18 protein-coding genes are annotated in these 21,791 nt (G+C 40.3%); 15 read left to right on the forward strand and 3 right to left on the reverse strand.

What is annotated here, in order from left to right:
- Positions 1-18: 18 nt before the first annotated feature.
- Together JNUCC41_RS10870 and accD are read right to left on the reverse strand one after the other, a co-directional pair.
- A complete protein-coding gene (locus tag JNUCC41_RS10870) occupies positions 19-972 on the reverse strand; it encodes an acetyl-CoA carboxylase carboxyltransferase subunit alpha (RefSeq protein WP_192207590.1) in 954 nt (317 codons plus the stop codon).
- The gene (accD, locus tag JNUCC41_RS10875; protein ID WP_228467647.1) at positions 969-1,766 is read right to left on the reverse strand and encodes an acetyl-CoA carboxylase, carboxyltransferase subunit beta; all 798 of its coding nucleotides are present in this window, start codon (positions 1,764-1,766) and stop codon (positions 969-971) included. The genes JNUCC41_RS10870 and accD overlap by 4 nt, the downstream gene beginning before the upstream one ends.
- A 1,918-nt stretch (positions 1,767-3,684) precedes the next feature.
- Here accD and JNUCC41_RS10880 point away from each other — a divergent pair.
- The 11 genes from JNUCC41_RS10880 to JNUCC41_RS10930 all read left to right on the forward strand — a co-directional run bounded on the left by JNUCC41_RS10880 (position 3,685) and on the right by JNUCC41_RS10930 (position 17,329).
- Positions 3,685-4,890 (forward strand): quaternary amine ABC transporter ATP-binding protein, encoded by a 1,206-nt coding sequence (locus JNUCC41_RS10880; RefSeq protein ID WP_192207592.1) that lies wholly within the window; start codon positions 3,685-3,687, stop codon positions 4,888-4,890.
- A 4-nt stretch (positions 4,891-4,894) separates the two neighbouring features.
- The gene (locus JNUCC41_RS10885; protein WP_192207593.1) at positions 4,895-6,622 is read left to right on the forward strand and encodes a glycine betaine ABC transporter substrate-binding protein; all 1,728 of its coding nucleotides are present in this window, start codon (positions 4,895-4,897) and stop codon (positions 6,620-6,622) included.
- A gap of 691 nt (positions 6,623-7,313) precedes the next feature.
- Positions 7,314-7,595 (forward strand): hypothetical protein, encoded by a 282-nt coding sequence (locus tag JNUCC41_RS10890; RefSeq protein WP_192207594.1) that lies wholly within the window; start codon positions 7,314-7,316, stop codon positions 7,593-7,595.
- A 14-nt stretch (positions 7,596-7,609) separates the two neighbouring features.
- A complete protein-coding gene (locus JNUCC41_RS10895) occupies positions 7,610-7,951 on the forward strand; it encodes a thioredoxin family protein (protein ID WP_144553213.1) in 342 nt (113 codons plus the stop codon).
- Positions 7,952-8,313: 362 nt separating this feature from the next.
- Positions 8,314-9,513: an NAD(P)/FAD-dependent oxidoreductase gene (locus tag JNUCC41_RS10900; protein WP_428834119.1), complete on the forward strand. Its 1,200-nt coding sequence runs from the start codon at positions 8,314-8,316 to the stop codon at positions 9,511-9,513.
- 50 nt (positions 9,514-9,563) lie between these two features.
- Positions 9,564-10,976, forward strand: a complete 1,413-nt coding sequence (locus JNUCC41_RS10905; protein WP_192207596.1) for an MBL fold metallo-hydrolase — start codon at positions 9,564-9,566, stop codon at positions 10,974-10,976.
- Between the two features lie 238 nt (positions 10,977-11,214).
- A complete protein-coding gene (locus JNUCC41_RS10910) occupies positions 11,215-12,390 on the forward strand; it encodes a MalY/PatB family protein (RefSeq protein WP_192207597.1) in 1,176 nt (391 codons plus the stop codon).
- A gap of 55 nt (positions 12,391-12,445) precedes the next feature.
- A complete protein-coding gene (locus JNUCC41_RS10915; RefSeq protein ID WP_192207598.1) occupies positions 12,446-13,891 on the forward strand; it encodes a sigma-54 interaction domain-containing protein in 1,446 nt (481 codons plus the stop codon).
- Between the two features lie 181 nt (positions 13,892-14,072).
- Positions 14,073-15,551, forward strand: a complete 1,479-nt coding sequence (locus JNUCC41_RS10920) for an amino acid permease (RefSeq protein ID WP_192207599.1) — start codon at positions 14,073-14,075, stop codon at positions 15,549-15,551.
- Positions 15,552-15,642: 91 nt separating this feature from the next.
- The gene (locus tag JNUCC41_RS10925; RefSeq protein ID WP_192207600.1) at positions 15,643-16,020 is read left to right on the forward strand and encodes a RidA family protein; all 378 of its coding nucleotides are present in this window, start codon (positions 15,643-15,645) and stop codon (positions 16,018-16,020) included.
- A 316-nt stretch (positions 16,021-16,336) separates the two neighbouring features.
- Entirely contained in the window at positions 16,337-17,329 is a 993-nt protein-coding gene (locus JNUCC41_RS10930; RefSeq protein ID WP_192207601.1) for a D-cysteate sulfo-lyase, read from the forward strand.
- A 371-nt stretch (positions 17,330-17,700) separates the two neighbouring features.
- On the opposite strand, the gene JNUCC41_RS10935 is transcribed toward JNUCC41_RS10930, so the two are convergent.
- A complete protein-coding gene (locus JNUCC41_RS10935) occupies positions 17,701-17,883 on the reverse strand; it encodes a hypothetical protein (protein ID WP_192207602.1) in 183 nt (60 codons plus the stop codon).
- A gap of 379 nt (positions 17,884-18,262) precedes the next feature.
- On the opposite strand from JNUCC41_RS10935, the gene JNUCC41_RS10940 reads away from it, so the two are divergent.
- From JNUCC41_RS10940 to essB, 4 genes are all read left to right on the forward strand, one after another.
- Positions 18,263-19,177: a nucleoside hydrolase gene (locus JNUCC41_RS10940; RefSeq protein ID WP_192207603.1), complete on the forward strand. Its 915-nt coding sequence runs from the start codon at positions 18,263-18,265 to the stop codon at positions 19,175-19,177.
- Positions 19,178-19,757: 580 nt separating this feature from the next.
- Entirely contained in the window at positions 19,758-20,048 is a 291-nt protein-coding gene (locus JNUCC41_RS10945) for a WXG100 family type VII secretion target (RefSeq protein WP_034306171.1), read from the forward strand.
- A gap of 96 nt (positions 20,049-20,144) precedes the next feature.
- The gene (locus tag JNUCC41_RS10950; RefSeq protein WP_053537134.1) at positions 20,145-20,384 is read left to right on the forward strand and encodes an ESX secretion system protein YukD; all 240 of its coding nucleotides are present in this window, start codon (positions 20,145-20,147) and stop codon (positions 20,382-20,384) included.
- Between the two features lie 71 nt (positions 20,385-20,455).
- Positions 20,456-21,787: a type VII secretion protein EssB gene (gene essB / locus JNUCC41_RS10955; RefSeq protein WP_192207604.1), complete on the forward strand. Its 1,332-nt coding sequence runs from the start codon at positions 20,456-20,458 to the stop codon at positions 21,785-21,787.
- Positions 21,788-21,791 lie beyond the last annotated feature (4 nt).

Here is a 21,791-nt window from a genome sequence, read left to right on the forward strand (position 1 = left end):
AAATAATGGTTCATCTACTTATTTAAATGTCCTTTCTTCTATATACTCACCGATTTTTCGGAACTTATCAAAACGTTGTTGGCGTAGAATGCCTTTATCTAATTGACCAAGTTCTTTTAATGCTTTTCGTAAGGTTTCTTTGATAAAGTGCGATTGAAGTGGGATGTCAATATGTGCTCCTCCTACAGGTTCTTTGATGATCTCATCAATCACCCCTAGTTCCATCAAGTCCTTAGCCGTAATTTTCAATGCTTCAGCCGCTCGTTTTGCTTGTGTGGCATCCTTCCATAATAATGCTGCTGCTCCTTCAGGTGAAATAACCGAATAAAATGTGTTTTCTAGCATGTAGATTCGATTGCCGATACCAAGAGCCAATGCACCACCACTCCCACCTTCACCAACTACAAAACAGATGATAGGCACTCCAAAACTTGCCATTTCACGAAGATTGAGGGCGATAGCTTGAGATTGTCCGCGTTCTTCGGCTTCACGACCTGGGTAGGCTCCTGCCGTGTTGATAAATGTTACGATGGGGCGATTGAACTTATTGGCTTGTTGCATAATTCTTAGGGATTTCCTGTAGCCTTCAGGTTGCGACATGCCAAAACGACGATAGATATTGTCTTTAGTATTTTTACCTTTTTGATTTCCTAAGACAGTTATAGGCATTCCTTCGAAGGTAGCTATTCCTGAAACCAATGCAGGATCTTCCCCATAAAGTCTGTCCCCATGAAGTTCAATAAAGTCTTCAAAAATATGGTGGATATAATCTAAAGTAGTAGGGCGTTGTTGAATTCTGGAAAGTTGAATTTTATCCCAAACTTCCATATTCTCGTTAAGATGAATTTTGATTTCATTGACTTTTTGTTCAAGATTATTTATTACTTCGTTAAAGTCAAGATTGTGCTTTGTGGACACCTCTTTCAATTCAGCAATTTGATTTTCCAGTTGTTTTAATACTTGCAAGTTCATCGTTTAAAACACTCCCTGAAGTCGAGATGATGGATTTTTAAAATGGTTGTTAATGATTGTTTTAATTCACTCCTATTTACAACCATATCCAGTTGCCCATGCTCCAATAAAAATTCGGAGGTTTGGAAATTTTCCGGAAGTTCTTCTCTTATCGTCTGTTCAATTATGCGTCTTCCTGCAAAGCCAATTAAAGCTTGTGGTTCGGCAATATTGATATCACCTAATGAAGCGAAGCTAGCAGAAACTCCACCCGTTGTAGGATTCGTTAAAACGGATACGAAAAGGATTTTTTCGTAGTTTAGTTGTTCTAAAGCAACACTCGTTTTCGCCATCTGCATGAGGCTAAGAATTCCTTCTTGCATACGAGCTCCGCCGCTTGCCGAAAACAATATAAATGGTTTTCGTGTTTTTAATGATTCCTCAATGGCTCTTGTGATTTTTTCACCGACTGCTGAGCCCATACTTCCCATACGGAAACGAGAATCCATGACACCAATCACAATCGGATAGCCACCTATGGAAGCTTCCCCGGTAATAACCGCATCATTTAATGCAGTCTTATTCATATCAGAAATTAATTTATCTTTATATTCAGGGAAGTTCAGCGGGTCAACCGAAATTAAACTTTTATTGAATTCCGAAAAAGAACCACTATCTGTAAGCATTGAAATGCGGTCATAAGCTGAAACCGGGTAGTGATATTGGCATTTCGGACATACATTCAATTCTATTTTCATAAGAGATTCATCAAAGGTTTCCCCACATGATTTACAAGTAAAAGGGAGTGGAGTCATGCTTTTGTCTATTTCAAAAAAAGAATTCGATTCTATTTTTTCTCTCTTTAATGGATAAATCTCCATCAATCCTCCTTTGGTAAGAACGCTTTTTACAAGTTACGCTCACCGTTGTGTTTTTTAGCTTTTCATTAAAAAGTTTTATACAATCAGCAATCATCCTAGAGAATGAAGATTTTATTTGGTGGGTCTTCATTATGAAATTATCTATTCCTGTATGAGTGCATTTTTACATGGAAAATCAGAAACGATTTTATCAGGTAAAAACATAGGCTTGTATACAAATCGAGTAAACAAACATTAAAAAACGCTTATTATCTTCTATATGGAGAATAAAGGTTATCGATGGCTTCACTATTGCTCCAGTTTTTGGAAATAACGATTTACCAAATAGCAAGGCGTCATTTAATAAAGCGAATACTCCCATTTGTTGGTGTAAGCTCATAATATGCAATTACTAATATAATTGAATGGGGCATTCTTCCATGGATAGTATTTTATTGACACATAATATTCAAGAGGACAATCTTAGAATGTAATTGAAACTTTAAGAGCTATATATTTGTATAAATTGATAGAGATTTAATTGAAAGTGGAATTATCAGGCTAATGGAAATTAAAGGAGAAATGAACCAAATGTTTAAGAGGTTTATGGCTAAGTTAGGGAAAGGTGCAGCAACTTTGATTTACGCAATGAAAACCGTGCTTATTATGCTGGTTCATCCATGCTCCTGAGAATCGTTTCTTAGTGATCCAGGATGTCAGCCAGGGGCTGCAGGTATTTCATGTGCATGGTTTTTCCCTGCTGTTAGATTAGTGATGATATACAAAAAAAAGCGACTGATTATGTCAAATTGTAGCCGGTTTCACCAAACGAGCCAACGATTCTGTCGTACCGCGCGCTTCACGCTCTTTTTCGTACTTCGCAAACGTTGTTTTTGTCCTTTTTTTCGTTAATTTTTAAATTTTTTCTTTGCAACCTGGAAAGCTTGTACAGCCAAAGAAGCTATGAATGGGTTAATAGAAAGAAGGCAATCCACTAACTAAAGTAGCCATATTTTTTGCACCTCTGGTTTTGTTCGTATTCAATTGTGAGATAATTTCACATTTATAAAAAAATGATAAATCGTGTGTCTAGAAATATATTTTCAATGTCGCGTTTTTTGCTTTAACCGTTGATAAATCAATGTTTATAGAAGGATGGTGCCACTTTCATATGAGGCACCATCAAAACATATGTACTCAACAATTCCGCCGCACATCATTTGAATTTATATTCATTGTTTGTTAAGGTAATGAAGTGCTTTAGAGAGAACGGTTTATTCCATGTGATGGGGATGGCCAAAACTCTAAAAAATAAAAACCATTATATTTCAGTTGATATATGCTGTGCCTGTTAGTTTCCTCAGTTGTATTGCACCCTCTTTCCCTACTTGAAATGCTCAAATTAGACACATTGGGAACCCATAATCATATTTCTATGCGTTTTGGTGTTATACTGCACTGCAAGTATCATTCTACCTGGTTAAGGAAATGAAGTACTTTAGAGGGTAGTCGTATGTCCATCATCCGGACAAAACTCTAAGTGGAAATCGTTTATATTACAGTTGGTATAGGTTGTGCCTGCTAGTTTCCTCAGTTGTGATTGCACCTCTTTTTCCCTACTTGAAATGCTCAATTAATCACACATATATAATCCAAGTAAAGAACTGCTTCTTGGGAATAATAAATATAGATTATTTTTTCTATGCACGTTATGCCCTGTGCCACTGAGTAAGTGTCACTTCCGCTTTTAAAAAGATAGGGGTGGAATTTCGTTTTTTCAAGGTACTTGTGCATGAATAATCCACTCGCATAAAACGGGGGAATTCAGCAAAACTGAATATCATATGGGCAACTATTAGAATGAGGTGAATTGATGAAGCCGTATGTAGAAGTCAGAAATGTCTCGAAAATTTTTGGTAAATCTCCAAAAGCAGCAACAGACTTATTGAAGCAAGGCAAAACGAAAAAAGAAATCTTGAAAGAAACAGGACAAACGGTCGGAGTGAATAATGTTAATTTCGAGATTTATCCCGGCGAGATTTTTGTCATCATGGGCTTGTCAGGAAGCGGAAAATCCACTTTGATCCGCATGTTCAATCGTTTGATCGATCCGACATTGGGTGAAATCTTAATTGATGATGAAGATATCGTGAAGATGAACGCGGCCCGCTTAAGGGAAGTCAGACAAAAGAAAATAAGCATGGTCTTTCAGAACTTTGCTTTATTTCCGCATAAAACAATATTGGAAAACGCCGAATTCGGGCTCGAAATTCAAAAAGTGGATCCAGCGAAACGTCATGAAAATGCGATGAAGGCTCTTGAGGCCGTTGGATTGAAAGGCTACGAAAATCAACTGCCATCACAGCTTAGCGGCGGTATGCAGCAAAGGGTTGGGTTAGCCCGGGCACTCGCAAGTGATACGGACATATTATTGATGGATGAGGCCTTCAGTGCCCTTGATCCATTGATTCGCAAGGATATGCAGGATGAACTGATTCAAATCCAAGATCAGTATAAAAAAACGATCATTTTCATTACACATGATCTTGATGAAGCATTAAGAATAGGGGATAGAATTGCCCTCATGAAAGATGGAAGTGTAATTCAATTGGGAACCCCTGAACAAATCATGATGAATCCAGCCAATGAATTCGTCGAGAAGTTTGTGGAAGATGTTGATCTATCAAAAGTATTGACAGCATCTCATGTGATGATACGCCCAGAGAAGATCGCGGTGGACAGAGGTCCGAGGGTTGCCTTGGAAATCATGCGTAAACAAGGGTATTCCAGCATTTTTGTTGTGGATAGAAAGCAGAAGTTATTGGGGGCCGTGACTGCTGAACAGGCTCGTCAGGCAATGAGCAATAACCAATCGATCTCAGAAGTGATGTCAACTGATATCCCAACTGTAAAAGAGGATGAATTACTTGGAAACCTCATGGATGTGATGGCGACTTCAAGCTTGCCAATCTCAGTCATCGATGATCAAAACAGAATTAAAGGAATCCTTCTTCGCGGTGCCGTTATTGGTGCTTTGGCCGGGAATAAAGATTCCTTGAATGAAATGGAGAGTGAATAATTCAATGAATATGCCGAAAATCCCACTAGGAGCTTGGGTCGATTCTTTAGTGGATTGGATAACTATTGTATTTGCTGGATTATTTACATTTATTACGGATGTAATCGAGGGTCTTTTGAATATCTTGGTCGATGTAATGAGTGCAGGACCTTCGATTGTTTTAATCATCGTCCTGACCCTTTTAGTTACTTATACAAGCAAATGGCCATTAGGGGTATTTGCATTCATCAGCTTGCTATTGATTGATAATCTGGGTTATTGGGAATCAAGCATCCAAACTCTGGCAATCGTTATATTGTCAGGAGCTTTAACGATAGTGATCGGGATACCGATCGGAATATGGTGTGCCCAAAATAAAACCGTGCGCAATATCGTAACCCCAATCTTGGATTTCATGCAAACGATGCCTGCATTCGTTTATTTGATCCCTTCGATATTATTTTTTGGAATAGGCGTAGTGCCTGGGATCATTGCGTCATTCATTTTTGCTATCGCACCGACGATCCGAATGACCAATCTTGGGATTCAGGAAGTGCCTAATGATTTGATCGAGGCATCGGATGCTTTTGGTTCCACCAGCAGCCAAAAGTTATTCAAGGTACAAATACCATTGGCTACTCCAACGATCATGGCAGGAGTTAACCAAAGCATCATGCTCGCACTGTCAATGGTTGTTACAGCCTCATTGGTTGGGGCACCCGGACTTGGTGCTGATGTCTACAGGGCTGTCAGCCAAATTAATGTTGGGCAAGGATTTGAAGCAGGATTATCCATCGTAATCATTGCAATCATTTTAGATCGTATCACGCAAAACCTTCGTAAACCAGCTTACGAACATATCGTTAGCAGGAAAATCATTTTTACAATATTGGCTTTACTAGTTGTGGGTACGGCACTATTCGGTGTTTTTACAAAAGAAAAAGCTGTGAACGGGGATGAAAACAGTCTTGCTGCCAAGGTAAATTATGAAATCATCGGAATTGAACCTGGAGCAGGGATAATGAAGTTGACTAAAACGGCAATGGATGATTATAAGCTGGATGATTGGAAAGTGGTTGAAGGGTCATCGGCAGCAATGGTTGCAGAATTGAAAAAAGCAATTGATAAAAAAGAACCAATCGTCGTTACAGGATGGTCACCGCATTGGATGTTCTCGAAATATGACTTGAAATATCTCAAAGATCCGAAGGAAACCTTCGGCAAGGCTGAAAATATTAATTCGATTGCCAGAAAAGGCCTCGAACAAGATGCCCCTGGCGCTTATAAAATTCTTGATCAATTCTTCTGGGATACTAAAGATATGGAAGATGTAATGGTCAAGGTTACTGAAGGTATGACTCCTTCAGAAGCAGCAGAAAAATGGATAAAGGAAAATCAGAACAAAGTATCCGAATGGACCAAGGGTGCTGAATCAGGAAATGGTGAAAAAATCAAACTGGTTTATGTTGCTTGGGACACTGAAATCGCCAGTACGAATGTGATTGGCAAGGTACTGGAGCAGAATGGCTATGATGTAACATTGAGTCAGGTCGAAGTGGGGCCAATGTTTGCTGGCGTTGCAAACGGAAGTGCGGACGCAATGGTAGCTGCATGGCTCCCGGGAACACATCTTGAATACTATAATAAGTATAAAGATGAAATGGTTGACCTTGGACCTAACTTAAAAGGAACAAAGCTTGGTCTGGTCGTACCGGATTACGTCGATATTGATTCGATTGAAGACTTGAAATAAGAAAACGCGGGAAATTTGTATGATCCCCTACAGGTAGACTGTTCTTAACAGTTTACCTGTAGGGGATTTTTCTATGGAAAAAAGCAGCAAAGAATTTATGCGAGATGTCAAACGTTTTAAGTTGGATGAAGGGTTAGTCATATAGTCAGCTTCGTGAGCGATAAAGAGTGATACCAAAAGGAAGATGTCCAATAAAGCTTTTTGAAGATAAAGGTGATGTATGGAGGCACGTCAGAAGTTAGCCGCAAATTTTGTTCATGTAAGACCTATCCAGCTCAATTTTGGCCTGGCTTAGGATGGAACTGAAGGACGACAGTATACATCCAGCTTTAAAATCTATAATACCAGAACGTTGAATCGCCTGAATAAATTGAGGGCGATTTTTTCTTTCATCAGAAGTAACACAATAACATTTTATATGTATCCTATTTCAGTTAAACGATAACCGATATGTTAATGAACCATTTTATACAAGTTGATTTTATTACAGGTGCAAAAGTAGTTCCCATTCTTAAGAAGGCATCAAGCTTGATGAGAAAGTCTTTTTAAGGGGAATGGTGGCAAAATTGAGAATTAATAAAGTGCGGGGTGTGTAAAACAAGCGGTTTTACAGGAGAAATTAGTTGGCATGGTTTTTGCTTATATAAATAAGAGTAAATCAAAAAGGAGGAAGAGCTGAACAGCCAACTATTTGGTAAGAGTCTTGGAGAGAAGGACGACTATTAAAGTACTCCTCTCCATTGTTTCAGGAACTATTGTCAGATTCGTACTAGGTTTGCTCGGCGGATATGGATCAATTTACGGACGATATGGAATATATCATCGTGAATCCTGGTACAAGATCATAAATACGGCCATGCAATTACTGCTGCAGGAAATGGTTGTATGGCTGCTCCGGATTGTGAATGATATCTTGATGCAAGAGCGATCAAGTAATGGAGACAATCTGTATAACATTGAGAACAAAATATAGGGAGGATTGTATTTATGAAAGAGATCAAAACTGAGCAAGAGTTTGATGAGGCGATTTTATCAACAAAACCAGTTGTTGCCAAATTTTATGTTGAATGGTGCCCGGACTGTCAGAATACCAATTTATTCATGCCAATTGTAGAAGAAGCGTATAAAGAAAAAATAGATATGATTGCAGTAAATCGAGACCATTTTCCAGAACTATTAGAGAAGCTAGATGTGTATGGAATCCCAAGCTTCATTGCTTTTCAAGAAGGGAAGGAACTTAATCGCTTTGTAAGTAAAATCGGAAAAAGCCAGGAAGAGGTTGAACAGTTTCTCAATCAAATCGTAGAAAGTGGGAAATTAAAAAGATAATTGTTTATTAGTATTTAATTGGAGGCGCCTATCCAAAAAGATTTCCGTGCCGCCTCTATGCAAATCCAATACTGAAACTCAATAAGAGCTGCTCTACTTTGTAACGTTAATCAGAGATCCGCGTTAATCTGAAGCCAATAAATATTGAGTAGTTACCTTATTTTTTTTATAGGAACTTATACAGTGTTCAGGGCTAGAAGAGAAGAATAGATAACTTTTAATATAACTTTTTTGCATTAGGGGATTATGCTCGCATTTGTTGGAGGGGGAGCTGTCGGCGAAACAAGCTAATCATTAATGCTGAAGCGTTAGATTGGTGAGCTACTTTATAAAATTGAGATGAGGTGCTTAGAATGGCAAAGATGAAGGATGAAAACCATTACAAGATTTTGATTGTAGGGGGTGGCAGTGCCGGGATTACGGTCGCAGCTCGTCTCTTGCGTGAATCACGTACTCTGAGCGGAAACATTGCTATCATTGATCCTGCGACGAAACATTATTATCAGCCATTATGGACACTTGTGGGAGCTGGCGAAGCTGACAAAACCGTAACACAAAGGGAGGAAGCATCCGTTATTCCGAGCGGAGCAGTGTGGGTACAGGATGCGATAACCACTTTTGAGCCCGATGAAAATGCTGTTGTAACAGCATCCGGAAAGAAACTGCACTACGAATATCTAGTTGTCGCAGCCGGGATTCAAATTGACTGGCATAAAATCAAAGGTTTAAAAGAGAGTATTGGAAAGAATGGTGTATGTAGTAATTACTCTTATGATTATGTTGATGGCACTTGGGAGGCAATCAGAAACTTCAAGGGGGGGACTTCCATTTTCACCAACCCGAACACGCCGGTAAAATGCGGTGGGGCTCCTCAAAAAATTATGTATATGGCAGAAGACTATTTCAGAAAATCAGGAGTTCGCGAGCAATCTTCAGTTATTTTTGTTTCAGGGAACCCATCCATATTCAATGTAAAAAAATATGAACAGGCACTAAATAAAATAATTGAACGAAAAGAAATAGAGACATATTTTATGCATCATCTTATTGAAATTGATGGTGAGAAGAAGCGAGCGACATTTGAAAACCTGAACACGGAAGAGCGCGTGATTATGCATTATGACATGATACATGTGGTACCACCGATGAGCGCTCCTGATTTTATCAAGAATAGTTCGCTCGCGGCAAGTAGTGGGTGGCTGGATGTTGACAAATATACTCTTCAGCATCAACACTATGACAATGTATTTGGCATAGGGGATTGCACAAACCTGCCTACATCGAAAACGGGGGCTGCGATTCGCAAACAAGCGCCCGTGCTTGTGAAAAATTTGCTTCATCGGATGCGTGCCAAACTTATGGTTCATAAATATGATGGCTATACATCATGTCCGCTTGTTACCGGATATGGGCGGCTTATACTGGCTGAGTTCAATTATGATTTACAGCCGCAAGAAACCTTTCCAATCGATCAATCCCGTGAGAGGTTCAGTATGTATTTATTGAAGAAAAACTTGCTTCCCCTTATGTATTGGAACGGAATGCTTAAAGGAAGGATGTAAAAGCCATAACAAAACATCAGTATCCGAGGTGCTTGAAAGGAGAAAGGTTTATGCTATTAAAGTATTTTTATGATGAGAAACTGGCTCAAGCTTCCTACCTTGTGGGATGTCAGGCTACCGGGGAAGCGATCATTGTCGATCCGTCACGAAATATAGAACCTTACATAAAAACGGCAAGAGCACATGGTGTGAGAATCGTGGGCGTAACGGAAACACACATCCATGCCGATTTTTTGTCTGGTTCGCTGGAGTTGGCTTCCAGGCTTGAAACGACATTGTATTTGTCTGATGAAGGGAGGCCGGACTGGAAATATGAGTACGCAACTGGGTATGACCACCGCTTTCTAAGAAATGGAGATGTATTTGCCATTGGAAATATCCATTTTGAGGTGGTACATACGCCAGGACACACACCTGAGCATATATCGCTGCTCGTAACAGATGGGGGTGCATCTACCAAGGATCCGCTCGGCATATTTACCGGGGATTTTGTATTTGTGGGTGATGTGGGGCGTCCCGACTTATTAGAAAAAGCCGTAGGGGTACATGGTTCTTCAGAAAAAATGGCACGCATGATGTATCGGTCATTGCAACAATTTAAAAACTTTCCAGATTATTTGCAAGTATGGCCAGGGCATGGGGCGGGCAGTGCCTGTGGTAAAGCGCTAGGTGCGATCCCGTCGTCAACCATCGGATATGAAAAACGGACAAATTGGGCACTGCAATATAATGATGAAAATCTCTTTGTTGAAGCGCTGTTGGCTGGGCAGCCTGAGGCACCCCCTTATTTTTCAATGATGAAGCGGTTGAATAAAGATGGAGCGCAACAAATCCGGAGGATAGCAGCGCCACTTCCTATGGTGGGGTCAATAGATATTGTGCAGGAGTGGTCGGAACAGGGAATAGTCTTGGATACGCGCCCGGCCAGTGCATTTGCCTCCAAGCATATACGGGGCTCAATTAATATCCCCTATAACAAATCATTTGTAACGTGGGCGGGGTGGCTGTTGGATTATGACTTGCCTATATATCTTCTGGCAAGCAATGATGATGTTGCAGATATTGTAAAAGATCTCCAGTCTATTGGCTTGGATCGCGTCATTGCGACATTGGATCCATATATCATTGAGCAGGCTGGCGAATCTGATTCACGTGTTATGAAATATGAAGAAGTGACAATGGACATGATAGATGACGCCATTCAAACAGAAAGCATCTATGTGCTAGATGTCCGAAGCATGGCCGAATGGCAGGAAGGCCATTTTCCACAAGCTAATCATGTCATGCTTGGCCATTTACAAGAACAGGCACCTAACCTTCCGCATGATAAACCAATTTTAGTTTATTGCAAATCCGGAGGAAGATCAGCCATCGCTGCAAGCCTTCTGCAAGTTCATGGTTTTAAAGAAGTACAAAGCCTTGTAGGTGGGTATGAGGAATGGCAGAAACGGAAGAAGTTGTGACCTACCAGAAATCTTGTGAAATGTTTTGATTTTATCATCTATAAGAAAATATTTCCTAAGATCGTAAAAGTGCTGATGTTTAGGCTGAAAGGGTTTAAAAAAAAGACCGCGGTATTGGGGAATTCCATTAAGATATTATTTGAAAATAAGAAGATTTTATAAGAGAAATGAGTTGGCATGACAATTGCTTATATAAAAGGCAGGATACACAAGCAAACATGAGAAGGAGAGATACTCGATGAAATATAACTTTGACCAAGAAATCCGTCGACTGAACACTGACTGCGAAAAGTGGGATGATCTTGAAAATCATTTCGGCGTAAAGGATGTTATACCGATGTGGGTGGCCGATATGGATTTTCAGTCTCCACAACCTATCATCGAAGCATTAAAACAACGTGTGGAGCACGGTGTTTATGGCTACACGCTTAGACCGGAATCATATATAGAATCCATTGTTGGTTGGCTGAAAAGAAGACATCGATGGTCCATTGAGAAAGAATGGATTACCCACAGCCCAGGAGTGATTCCAGCCCTATCGTTGGCGATTCAGTCCTTCACGCAGACAGGGGACAAGATTATTATCCAACCGCCTGTTTACCATCATTTTGCCCGTGTGATCCAAGCGAACGGCCGTGAAATTGTAAACAACCCGCTTAAGCTTGAAAATGGGCGTTATTTAATAGATTTCGAAGACCTAGAGGCAAAGATGGATTCAAAAGTGAAAATGTTGATTCTATGTAGTCCCCATAACCCAATCGGAAGGGTATGGAGCAGAGAAGAATTGACGAGACTGGGGCAGCTTTGTATGAAGCACAATATTCTCGTTGTCGCAGATGAAATTCATTTTGATTTTGTTTATAAAACACATACCCATATTCCTTTTGCCTCTATTTCAGAAGAGTTTGCGAATCATTCTCTTACCTGCATTGCTCCAAGCAAAACTTTTAACCTAATGGGTGTGCAGACGTCAAGCATCATTATTCCAAACCAGCAACTGCGTGAAAGGTATGACCGGGAACTTAATACATTATCCATTGGTTCACCGAACATATTTGGTGTTGTTGCGTTAGAGGCTGCATACCGCCATGGAGAGGAATGGCTGGATCAGCTCCTCGAATATTTGCAGGGGAATCTGGAGTTCACTCTGGGTTATTTCAGCGAAAACATCCCGCAAATCAAAGTCATTCAGCCTGAAGGCTCATACCTTGTATGGCTTGATTGCCGAGAATTGGGAGTTGAAGAAATGGATCAATTTATGTTGCGCCGAGCAAGGGTTGCCATGAATGAAGGGCAGATCTTCGGTATGGAAGGAGAAGGGTTTATGCGGCTTAATATCGCTTGCCCGCGTTCGATGTTGAAAAATGCGTTGGGTGGCATAGAAAAAGCTGTTTCCTCTTTGTGTAAAGCGTAGAAATTTATTTTATTATAGAATTATTTCATACAGCCCTATAGCAGAGGAGGATAATATGGCAGGCTTTACCAGCATACAAAAATTTATTCAAGATTACGCTGAGAACACGGCAGGTATCCTTGGTCTGGATTTAACGGTGCTTGATGAAAAGGGCGTTCGCGTTAGCGGAACCGGCTACTATAAAGACCTCATTGGCAAAACGGCTCCGGAAGGCTCCTTTTTCAGAATGATATTGGAAACAGGGGAGCCTGGAGTGGTTTACGATGTGAAAAAAAATGAGTCGCAATGTAGGAGTTGTAAATTCGTGAATCAATGCAAAGAGCTCGCGACCATTGGGTTTCCTATTGTAAAGCAAGATAAACTGGTTGGCGTCATCGGCATGATTGGTTTTTCCCTTGAACAAAAGGAAAAAATGATTATAGAATCAGAGAACCTCATACAGTTTTTACGCAATGTTAGTACAATGTTGGTCAATAAATTAGCAATGCTGGACCTTGGTAAAGAACAGGGTTGCAAAATTCAAGAAGATATACCGGCATCCCCGAAATCCATTACTTTTGAAAACATTCTTGGTAAAGATTCCGGGCTTCAAGATGTTATTAAAAAAGCAAAAAGGATTGTCAACAGCCCATCCACTGTGTTGATTAGGGGAGATAGTGGTACGGGGAAGGAATTATTGGCTAAGGCGATTCATTTTGAAAGCAAGCGTCGAATGCATTCATTTGTAGCAGTTAATTGCGCTGCCATACCTGAAAGCTTGTTAGAAAGTGAATTGTTTGGATATGAGGGCGGATCATTTACTGGCTCAAGGCGGAATGGGAAAATGGGGAAATTCGAATTAGCGCACAACGGAACCATTTTTCTTGATGAAATTGGAGATATGCCGCTTTTCTTGCAGCCAAAGTTATTACGGGTTTTACAGGAAAAAGAGATTGAAAGAATCGGTGGTAATAAAGCGATCGAGATTAATGTACGGGTGATTGCGGCCACTCACCGTAACCTGGAGGAAATGGTAAAAAGCGGAACCTTTCGCGAGGATTTATATTATCGTCTCAATGTCCTCCCTCTCCATACCAAACCATTGAAAAAGCGGCGTGATGATATTGTTTTGTATCTCGAACATTTCATACATAAACATTGTATGATCATGCAAAGGAATCCACTGAGACTTGACCCCGTGCTGGAGAGGTGGCTCATTCGTTATGATTGGCCCGGGAATATACGGCAATTGGAAAACGCAGTAGAATATATGGTGAATATGGCCGAATCGGATATTGTGGGCTTTCAAGATTTACCTGACTATCTCTTTCAACGGGATCCTCTCTCTGTTGAGTGTGGTGGTTTAAGCTTAGAACAAATGATTTCAGAATATGAAAAAGACGTAATCCAGAGCTATTTCCTGGCTGAAAAATATCGAGATGATAAAGAACAGATTGCCAGGGAACTACAGATTAGCCTGTCTACTCTATATCGCAAGTTGGAAAAGTATAAATTATGTTAACTTCATCTTTACTCAAATAATATTAATGCGGGGAAGTGCTTATAGCATTTTCTCGGCTGAATTATAAGTGGAAGGCAGAGGTATTTTGTTAGTTAACAGAAAATTATAAAAAATAAAAAGAACAACAAGGTGAGCCTGCATACCAATTGTATTTGAACTATGAGTAAACAGGGGGTGCAATATGGGGAAATTAGAAGCGGAGATAAGCAACACCCTAGAAGGGCGAAATCAAAAGTCATCATTACAAAGGAAGCTGAAATCCAGACATTTAACGATGATGGCCATTGGTGGCGCTATTGGAACTGGATTGTTTGTATCCAGCGGATCGACGATTAGCACTGCGGGGCCGGGAGGAGCGCTTGCTGCATATATTCTGGTAGGAATCATGGTCTATTTTGTCATGAATAGTTTAGGGGAGCTATCGGCCTTCTTACCGGTCCCGGGGGCCTTTGATATCTATGCATCAAAGTATATCGATCCTGCGTTAGGCTTTGCGTTAGGTTGGAACTATTGGTATACAACCGCGATAACGGTTCCTGCAGATTTGGTGGCCTCTACCCTTATTATGAAATATTGGTTTCCAGACTCACCTTCCATATTGTGGAGCGCACTATTTCTGGGGTTGTTGCTAATCTTAAATGTTTTATCAGTCAAGGCATATGGGGAAAGCGAATATTGGTTTGCCGGAATTAAGGTCATCTCGATCATCGTGTTTCTCGTTATTGGGGTTGCCATGATTTTTGGAATTATGGGAGGGCATGCGGCCGGGTTCAGTAACTTTACCCAAGGGGATGCTCCTTTCCATGGCGGGCTTATATCTATCTTTAGTGTAGTGCTCATCGCTGGCTTTTCGTTTCAGGGAACAGAGGTGATTGCGACGGCCGCAGGTGAAACCGAAAATCCATCGAAAAACGTGCCGAAAGCGATCCGGTCAATCTTCTGGCGCATCCTTATTTTCTACGTGCTGACGATTTTTGTTATCGGTTTGATTATCCCTTATACGGATCCAAACCTGCTTAAATCCGGCGTTGAAAATGTATCTATTAGCCCTTTCACGCTCGTTCTTCAGAGAGCTGGGTTGGCATTTGCCGCTTCCGTAATGAATGCAGTGCTTCTTACCTCTGTATTATCAGCTGCAAATTCAGCAATGTATGCTTCTTCACGCATGCTTTGGGCTTTAGCAAAAGAAGGGAAGGCACCAAGAATCTTTGCTAGTCTTAATCGGAAGGGAATTCCCATGTTGGCGCTCTGTGCAACGGCAATTATAGGACTAGTCTCTTTTTTGGCTTCCCTTTTTGGAAATGGTTCCGTTTTTATATGGCTGATAAATGCTTCAGCCCTTACTGGATTTATCAAATGGTTCGGGATTGCCGCTAGTCATTACCGCTTCCGTAAAGCATATGTAGCACAAGGTCGAGATCTAAATGAATTGCCGTTTAAAGCCAAATGGTACCCTTTGGGCCCGGTTATCACACTGTTATTTTTTGTGGTTTTCATTCTTGGACAGACTCTTTTTTTCGGACATCAGATTGGCTGGGCGGAAATACTGGCTACCTACATTGGTCTACCTATTTTCTTACTTCTCTGGTTGGGTTATAAAATCATTAAGAAAACAAAAATGGTGCCGCTCATGGAGTGTGATTTTGAGCGAAAAGAATAAGTGGGAAGGCTGTTTCATGTAAGCGTTGCATTTAGAGGGATATTACATTCAAGTCCGTTTTAACGGAATTACAAAAAAAGAGGTGGTTTATATGATAAAAGAAGCAGTCATAACAAAAGAAGCCCCCATGGCTATCGGTCCTTATTCACAAGGTATTAAGGCAGGAAATATAGTGTACACTTCAGGGCAGCTCCCAATTGATCCTGAGTCTGGAGAAATGCCTAATGATATTGAAGGGCAAGCAAGGGTGTCATTGAGGAATCTTGAAAAGGTTTTAGAAGCGGCGGGATCAAGCTTACAGCAGGTAATAAAAACAACGGTTTTTTTAAGCGATATGAATCACTTTGCCGTGATGAATCAAGTATACGGAGAGTTTTTCCCTGATAATTATCCGGCAAGAAGTGCGGTTGAAGTTGCTCGTTTACCTAAAGATGCTTTTATTGAAATAGAAGCGGTGGCTATTATTTAATGATATATAATTGAAAAGGGAAGGCAGATTGATATTTAATGTAAATATGGCCAGTCTTAAACAAAGGCTCTTTTCGTAAAGATTGTTGTTTTTTAAAACTAAACGATTTAAGGTTGATTGGAGCGCAAGTGCGAGACTCCTGCTGGAGCAGCGGGACAGGTGAGACCGAACAGGCTTTTACGCCGAGGAGGCTCACCGCCCGCCCCGCACAAAGCGAGCATCGGGAGGGGAAATCAACCACACCGCTTTACTTGGTAAATAGCAACAAAGTATGCGAAAGCAGCCTAAACAAAAAACATCAGGAGGAGTTTAAAAAATGAATTTAGCACAATTCCCCAGGCAGCGATATACACCAACAAATACACCAATTGAAAGATTAGATCATTTTTCTGAAGTTCTTGGGGGCCCATCCATTTATGTTAAACGAGATGATATGCTTGGTTTGACGGCGGGGGGAAATAAAACAAGAAAACTGGAATTCCTTGTTGCCGATGCATTGGATAAAGGTGCGGATACGTTGATTACATGTGGAGGCATTCAATCCAATCATTGCCGTTTAACATTAGCGGCAGCAGTTAAAGAGAAAATGAAGTGCATTCTTGTGTTGGAAGAAGGTCTTGAAAATTCTGAACCAGATTTTAACGGTAACTATTTTCTCTATCATTTATTGGGCGCTGAACAAATCAAAGTAGTGCCTAATGGAGCGGACTTAATGCAGGAAATGCAGAAAATAGCTAAAGAGGTAACAGAGAATGGACATAGCCCGTACATCATTCCGGTTGGTGGATCGAATGTCATTGGTGCAACGGGATATGTGGCTTGCGCACAGGAGATCTTGGCACAGTCCTTTGACCAAGGGATTGATTTGAAGGCAGTTGTTTGTGTAAGCGGCAGCGGAGGAATGCATGCTGGTTTGGCCGCAGGATTTCATGGGAGTCAAAGTGGAATATCAGTAATTGGGATAAACGTAAGCAGAGGAAAAGCTGAACAAGAAGAGAAAGTTTATCAGCTAGTTAAAGAAACGTTAGCACACATCGGGATTCCACAGTCAATTCCTCGTGAGGAGATTACGTGTTTTGATGAGTATGTCGGACCGGGTTATGCTTTGCCTACACCTGAAATGGTGGAAGCAGTCAAGCTAATGGCAAGAACGGAAGGGATTTTGCTGGATCCGGTATATACGGGTAAAGCGGCAGCGGGACTCATCGATTTAATACAAAAAGGCACCTTTAAGCCTGAGGATAACATTCTATTTGTTCACTCTGGTGGAGCTTCATCGTTATACGCCAATACTTCTCTTTTTTATTGAATTATATGGCGATAGTGTGAAGCAAAAAACAATAGAGTGGAAGGCAAAGGAGCTTCTGGTTCTAAGTAGAGGTATATAGAATCAGCCCAATGAAGCCGTACCAACTAGTATAGGAATGAACTTATCTGATTTGCTATAGACTTTAACAATGCTTTCTCCTGGTGTGGGATAGAATATGATGAAAGTTATCCCGTTAATAGACCATTAAATAAGGTTTGTTATGTTGCATTAGGAAAACATTCACCATAATGTACTGTCCTTTCCTTCCACATATTCAGTTTTTTAGTCGCTGGTTCGATCCCAGCGCCTTCCAAAGGAAAATCTCCATTTGGCTATGCTGCTTACAGCTTAACCAAATGGAGATTTTTAAATCAATGGATGGAAACGAATTTACTCCTCAATTCCTCTTCCGTTACTTCGATCTTTCCTTTCAAATCTTCAGCCAGTAATACATAACTTTTCACGCCAATGAATTCTGAATGTGATATTAAAAAGAAATTTGTTCCTTTTTTATATGCAGAAGGAACATCTTCAATCAACTTAAACATTTTCATCCTTTTTCCACCTTGGATATCATAAATTCGAAACGCGAGTATTCAAACTGCTTTTGTAGTAGACGTAATAGTATTGAACAAGTTGATGAGGAATTGGTCACTACTAGGATATAATTTCTTCTTTTCACTTTTTATATCATTGATATTTATGAGCGGTCAACTATTATTACCGGTCGATACAAGAAGGGGCTAGCATTGTCAATTGTTTGCGAATTAAGAGTATTCCTAACTTTCTGTGGAACTGCCTATCGTTGAATGTTAAAATTCAATTGGAAAACAGTGTTTCGTGATACATAAGAAAGAGAAAAGAGAGGGCAATCAATTTGTTATTTCTTTATTGAAAAACTCTCAAAAAGTGATTTTGGAAGGTGTGGAAATATTGAAACCAATCATATTTGATGTTGATACTGGGATTGATGATGCCATGGCAATGGCATATGCTTTAAATTCTCCGGAATTGGAAGTGCTCGGATTCACCACTTGCTTTGGTAACGTGCCCGTTGTTGAATCGACCCGCAATACACTTGCCGTTTTGGAAAAATTAAATAGGCGCATTCCGGTTTTTGAAGGTGCTGACCAAACTTTGGTGCGCGGAAGGAAGAAGAAATATCCGAAGCATGTTCATGGGGAAGACGGGTTAGGAAATACTCTTCAGTTTGAACCAACAATCAAAGCATCACAAGGAAATGCAGTAGATTTCATTATCGATCAAGTGAAAAGCCGACCGCATGAAATTACGATTATTGCAGTTGGACCACTGACTAACATTGCATTGGCGATTAAAAAAGCCCCAACGATCATGTCATTAGTAAAAGAGGTCGTTATTATGGGCGGTGCCGTAAACGTACCAGGAAATGTAACGCCTTATGCTGAAGCGAACATAATATCAGATCCTGAAGCAGCTGATCAGGTATTTGCTTCAGGACTGCCGATCACCCTAGTGGGCCTTGATGTGACACTCCAAACATACCTGTTGAAATCGAAGCTTGATGATTGGCGGGCCACTGGTAAGGAAAGCGCCAAATTTTTAGCAGAAATGACCGATTATTATATGAAAGCATATGAAAATTCCCATCCAGGCTTGGGCGGTTGCGCCCTTCACGATCCGCTTGCTGTCGGGGTTGCGGTTGATTCAAGTTTTGTGAATACAGAACGGATGAACGTCAAGGTGGTGACCGAGGGTGAAGAAACAGGCAGGACAATTGGTCAAAAGGATGGCGAATCTGGAATCCGCGTCTGTACTACTGTGGAAAGTGGTCGGTTTTTGAAACATTTTTTGGAACGGGTTATATGACTAAGCAACGTAATTGAATCATGTATTATAAAGGCCATCACTTTTCCAAAACCTTTGGGAAGAGATGGCCTGTTTCTGTTGGATAGACCGATTCCCGCTATATGACGTATTCCTCGCCGAAATAAAAGACCGAAAAAAGCGGAATCAGTTCAAAGTATCTTTGTAAAGCAGGTCCCCCGTTCAATCGGATGTCCATTTCTGAATGATTTGGGATCGGTCATTTCTAAAGGCGAACAGTATGGAAACGTTTGTTTTCAGGTTTTAATCAAACGTTTGATTAATTGGCTAAAAGAAGTCTAAAGTCTCTATTATTATGGTGTAAACCATATTATTGGATGATGGTTCTGAAATATTAGGTATAAGGAACTTTTTTTACCATAAAAAAGTAAAAAGTTAAAAAAAAACTAAAAAATGGGTTTGAAGGTTTGGGAAAACAGGTACATAGACTTTCATAATGCCATATTTAGGTTTTTTTTCATAATCATAATTTACCATTTTTCGACTTTGCGCTTATTTATATGGCAGAAATTGTATGGTTCTATTAAAATGTACTATATAAGATAAAAGGAGGGTTTTTTCTATGTCACAAATTCGTGTAACACCTTCGGAACTGAAAGATGTAGCTAGACAATACGATAATGAAAGCCAACAAGTAACGGATATGATTGGTCGTTTAGATAGAATGAGAGATCATTTAACTGGTATTTGGGAAGGTTCTTCCAGTGAGGCTTTCGTAGGCCAGTACGAAGAATTAAAGCCTTCATTCATGGATATGGCACGTTTGTTGAATGAAGTTTCTCAACAATTGAATAAATCAGCTCAAATCCTTGAAGACACAGATAATCAGATTGCTAGTCAAATTCGCGGATAATCATTAGGTCAATGAGATAAAGAATTTTCTAGGAAAAAGCGCCGCGACTCTTTATGAAGATCGTGGTGTTTTTTTGCTTTAAAAGAGGTGGTTTCCATATATATTCAACTGACGATCGATTTAAACAGGTATACAGGGGAAGTGTTTGATTTGCAAGTGTCGAATTACCGCTCCATCAAGAAGGTTGTGGAAATAATATGGCAGGTAAAGGATATTGCCAGTGCACCTAAAGAAGGCTATTGGGTGCGGGTCCAGAATAAAGAGTTCGTATGTTCAGGTTATGAAACCCTGCTTGATAGCGGAATTACGACGGGGGACCGCCTTGAGATCCTTTAATGGGTTAAGTGTGGACTCTTTATAGGAAAAAAGTCTAAAGCCCTTTAGCAGGGGTAAAGGAGTTACATAAAATGGATGAGAAAAAATCCTCATATCTGGAGAAAAAAACAGAAGCTGCAATGATGAGGGATGATAAGGGGCATTCGTTCGTTTTCCAACGGGCAAAACTATCGATGCAAGACCCACTGGAATTACAGCTTATTCATGAAGCGGATGATGCTCTCCGGAAACATATAGAAGTGACAGAGGACGAGGTGCAGATCAGAGTAAATCCACCAGCCTCTTTTTTTGTTTTTTCAAAAGCTAAAGATAAAAATCCATTGAGTAGATGGTTAGCGTCTTATCAAATCTTGAAGAAAACCAAGAATCATGAATTGAGTCGCCTGCAACTAGTCGTCTGTCCAGAAAATATCGTTTTTGATTCAAGCTTGGCCCCATATTTCCTGCATTATGGTGTAAAAGACAGTTTGCCTCCTTATGAGAATGATCAAGATGAGCTATTTAAAGAAACGAAGGCAACGATTTCAGCGCTTGTGGATGGACAGTATACATTCGAAGAGTACCTGCTTTACCATAAAACACTGAAACTATCGAATGAATCACAAAGTATATTGGCATCGGGAACATGGGATGAGCTTTCCACGGTCATTCAAAATCGGATAGATGCTTTAGAGAAGGAAGAAAAAGCATTTGTGCATATCCCTGAAAAGAAATGGAAAACGGGCCGTTATACACTTTGGGGTACGGTGATCGTTCTAGTGCCACTGCTGTTGTTCACGATTTACACACTATTTTTCTCCCACCCTAAGCAGGAAGCATATGTAGCAAGCGGTGAAAGCTTCTTAAAACAAAAATACAGTGAAGTCATTGACCGTTTGGAAAACTACGATCCGAAAAAAATGCCGTATGTCGTTCAGTATGAACTGGCGAAGTCCTACGTCACTTATGAGCCGTTAGATGATGTCAGGAAGAAGAATGTAGAAAATGCAATCACATTGCAAACCGATAGTCAGTACCTCCTATATTGGATTTATATAGGCAGGGGCATGAACGAGGACGCGATCGATTTGGCGAGAATCATGGAGGATCGCGAATTGATTATGTATGGGATGGTAAACCAGAAAGAACAAATTAAGTTGGACGATAACCTTTCTGGGGAAGAAAAGGAAACGCAAATTAAAGAGGTCGATACTGAGTTGTCCCAATATGAAAAGGAAATAAAGGAATTGCAAAAGCAAATGGAGGAACAGCAAGATCAGAACCAGCCTTCAACAGAATCTAATATAGAGGATAAAGGCGCAGCGGAGGAAAAACCTGCTGTAAAAGAAGAAGGGGAAAAGGAATCTGCTTCCAAGGATTCCTCCAATAAATCATCTGAAGAAAAAGAGAAAAGCAAAGAGTGAGCAA

Origin of the sequence: Brevibacillus sp. JNUCC-41 (assembly GCF_014844095.1) — a bacterium.
GTDB lineage: Bacteria > Bacillota > Bacilli > Bacillales > DSM-1321 > Peribacillus > Peribacillus aracenensis.

What these genes read in the sequence shown, in the direction of transcription:
- JNUCC41_RS10870 (WP_192207590.1), bottom strand. Translation starts at nt 972, where the DNA reads ATGAACTTGCAAGTATTAAAACAACTGGAAAATCAAATTGCTGAATTG.
- accD (WP_228467647.1), bottom strand. Translation starts at nt 1,766, where the DNA reads ATGACTCCACTCCCTTTTACTTGTAAATCATGTGGGGAAACCTTTGAT.
- JNUCC41_RS10880 (WP_192207592.1), top strand. Translation starts at nt 3,685, where the DNA reads ATGAAGCCGTATGTAGAAGTCAGAAATGTCTCGAAAATTTTTGGTAAA.
- JNUCC41_RS10885 (WP_192207593.1), top strand. Translation starts at nt 4,895, where the DNA reads ATGAATATGCCGAAAATCCCACTAGGAGCTTGGGTCGATTCTTTAGTG.
- JNUCC41_RS10895 (WP_144553213.1), top strand. Translation starts at nt 7,610, where the DNA reads ATGAAAGAGATCAAAACTGAGCAAGAGTTTGATGAGGCGATTTTATCA.
- JNUCC41_RS10900 (WP_428834119.1), top strand. Translation starts at nt 8,314, where the DNA reads ATGAAGGATGAAAACCATTACAAGATTTTGATTGTAGGGGGTGGCAGT.
- JNUCC41_RS10905 (WP_192207596.1), top strand. Translation starts at nt 9,564, where the DNA reads ATGCTATTAAAGTATTTTTATGATGAGAAACTGGCTCAAGCTTCCTAC.
- JNUCC41_RS10910 (WP_192207597.1), top strand. Translation starts at nt 11,215, where the DNA reads ATGAAATATAACTTTGACCAAGAAATCCGTCGACTGAACACTGACTGC.
- JNUCC41_RS10915 (WP_192207598.1), top strand. Translation starts at nt 12,446, where the DNA reads ATGGCAGGCTTTACCAGCATACAAAAATTTATTCAAGATTACGCTGAG.
- JNUCC41_RS10920 (WP_192207599.1), top strand. Translation starts at nt 14,073, where the DNA reads ATGGGGAAATTAGAAGCGGAGATAAGCAACACCCTAGAAGGGCGAAAT.
- JNUCC41_RS10925 (WP_192207600.1), top strand. Translation starts at nt 15,643, where the DNA reads ATGATAAAAGAAGCAGTCATAACAAAAGAAGCCCCCATGGCTATCGGT.
- JNUCC41_RS10930 (WP_192207601.1), top strand. Translation starts at nt 16,337, where the DNA reads ATGAATTTAGCACAATTCCCCAGGCAGCGATATACACCAACAAATACA.
- JNUCC41_RS10935 (WP_192207602.1), bottom strand. Translation starts at nt 17,883, where the DNA reads ATGAAAATGTTTAAGTTGATTGAAGATGTTCCTTCTGCATATAAAAAA.
- JNUCC41_RS10945 (WP_034306171.1), top strand. Translation starts at nt 19,758, where the DNA reads ATGTCACAAATTCGTGTAACACCTTCGGAACTGAAAGATGTAGCTAGA.
- essB (WP_192207604.1), top strand. Translation starts at nt 20,456, where the DNA reads ATGGATGAGAAAAAATCCTCATATCTGGAGAAAAAAACAGAAGCTGCA.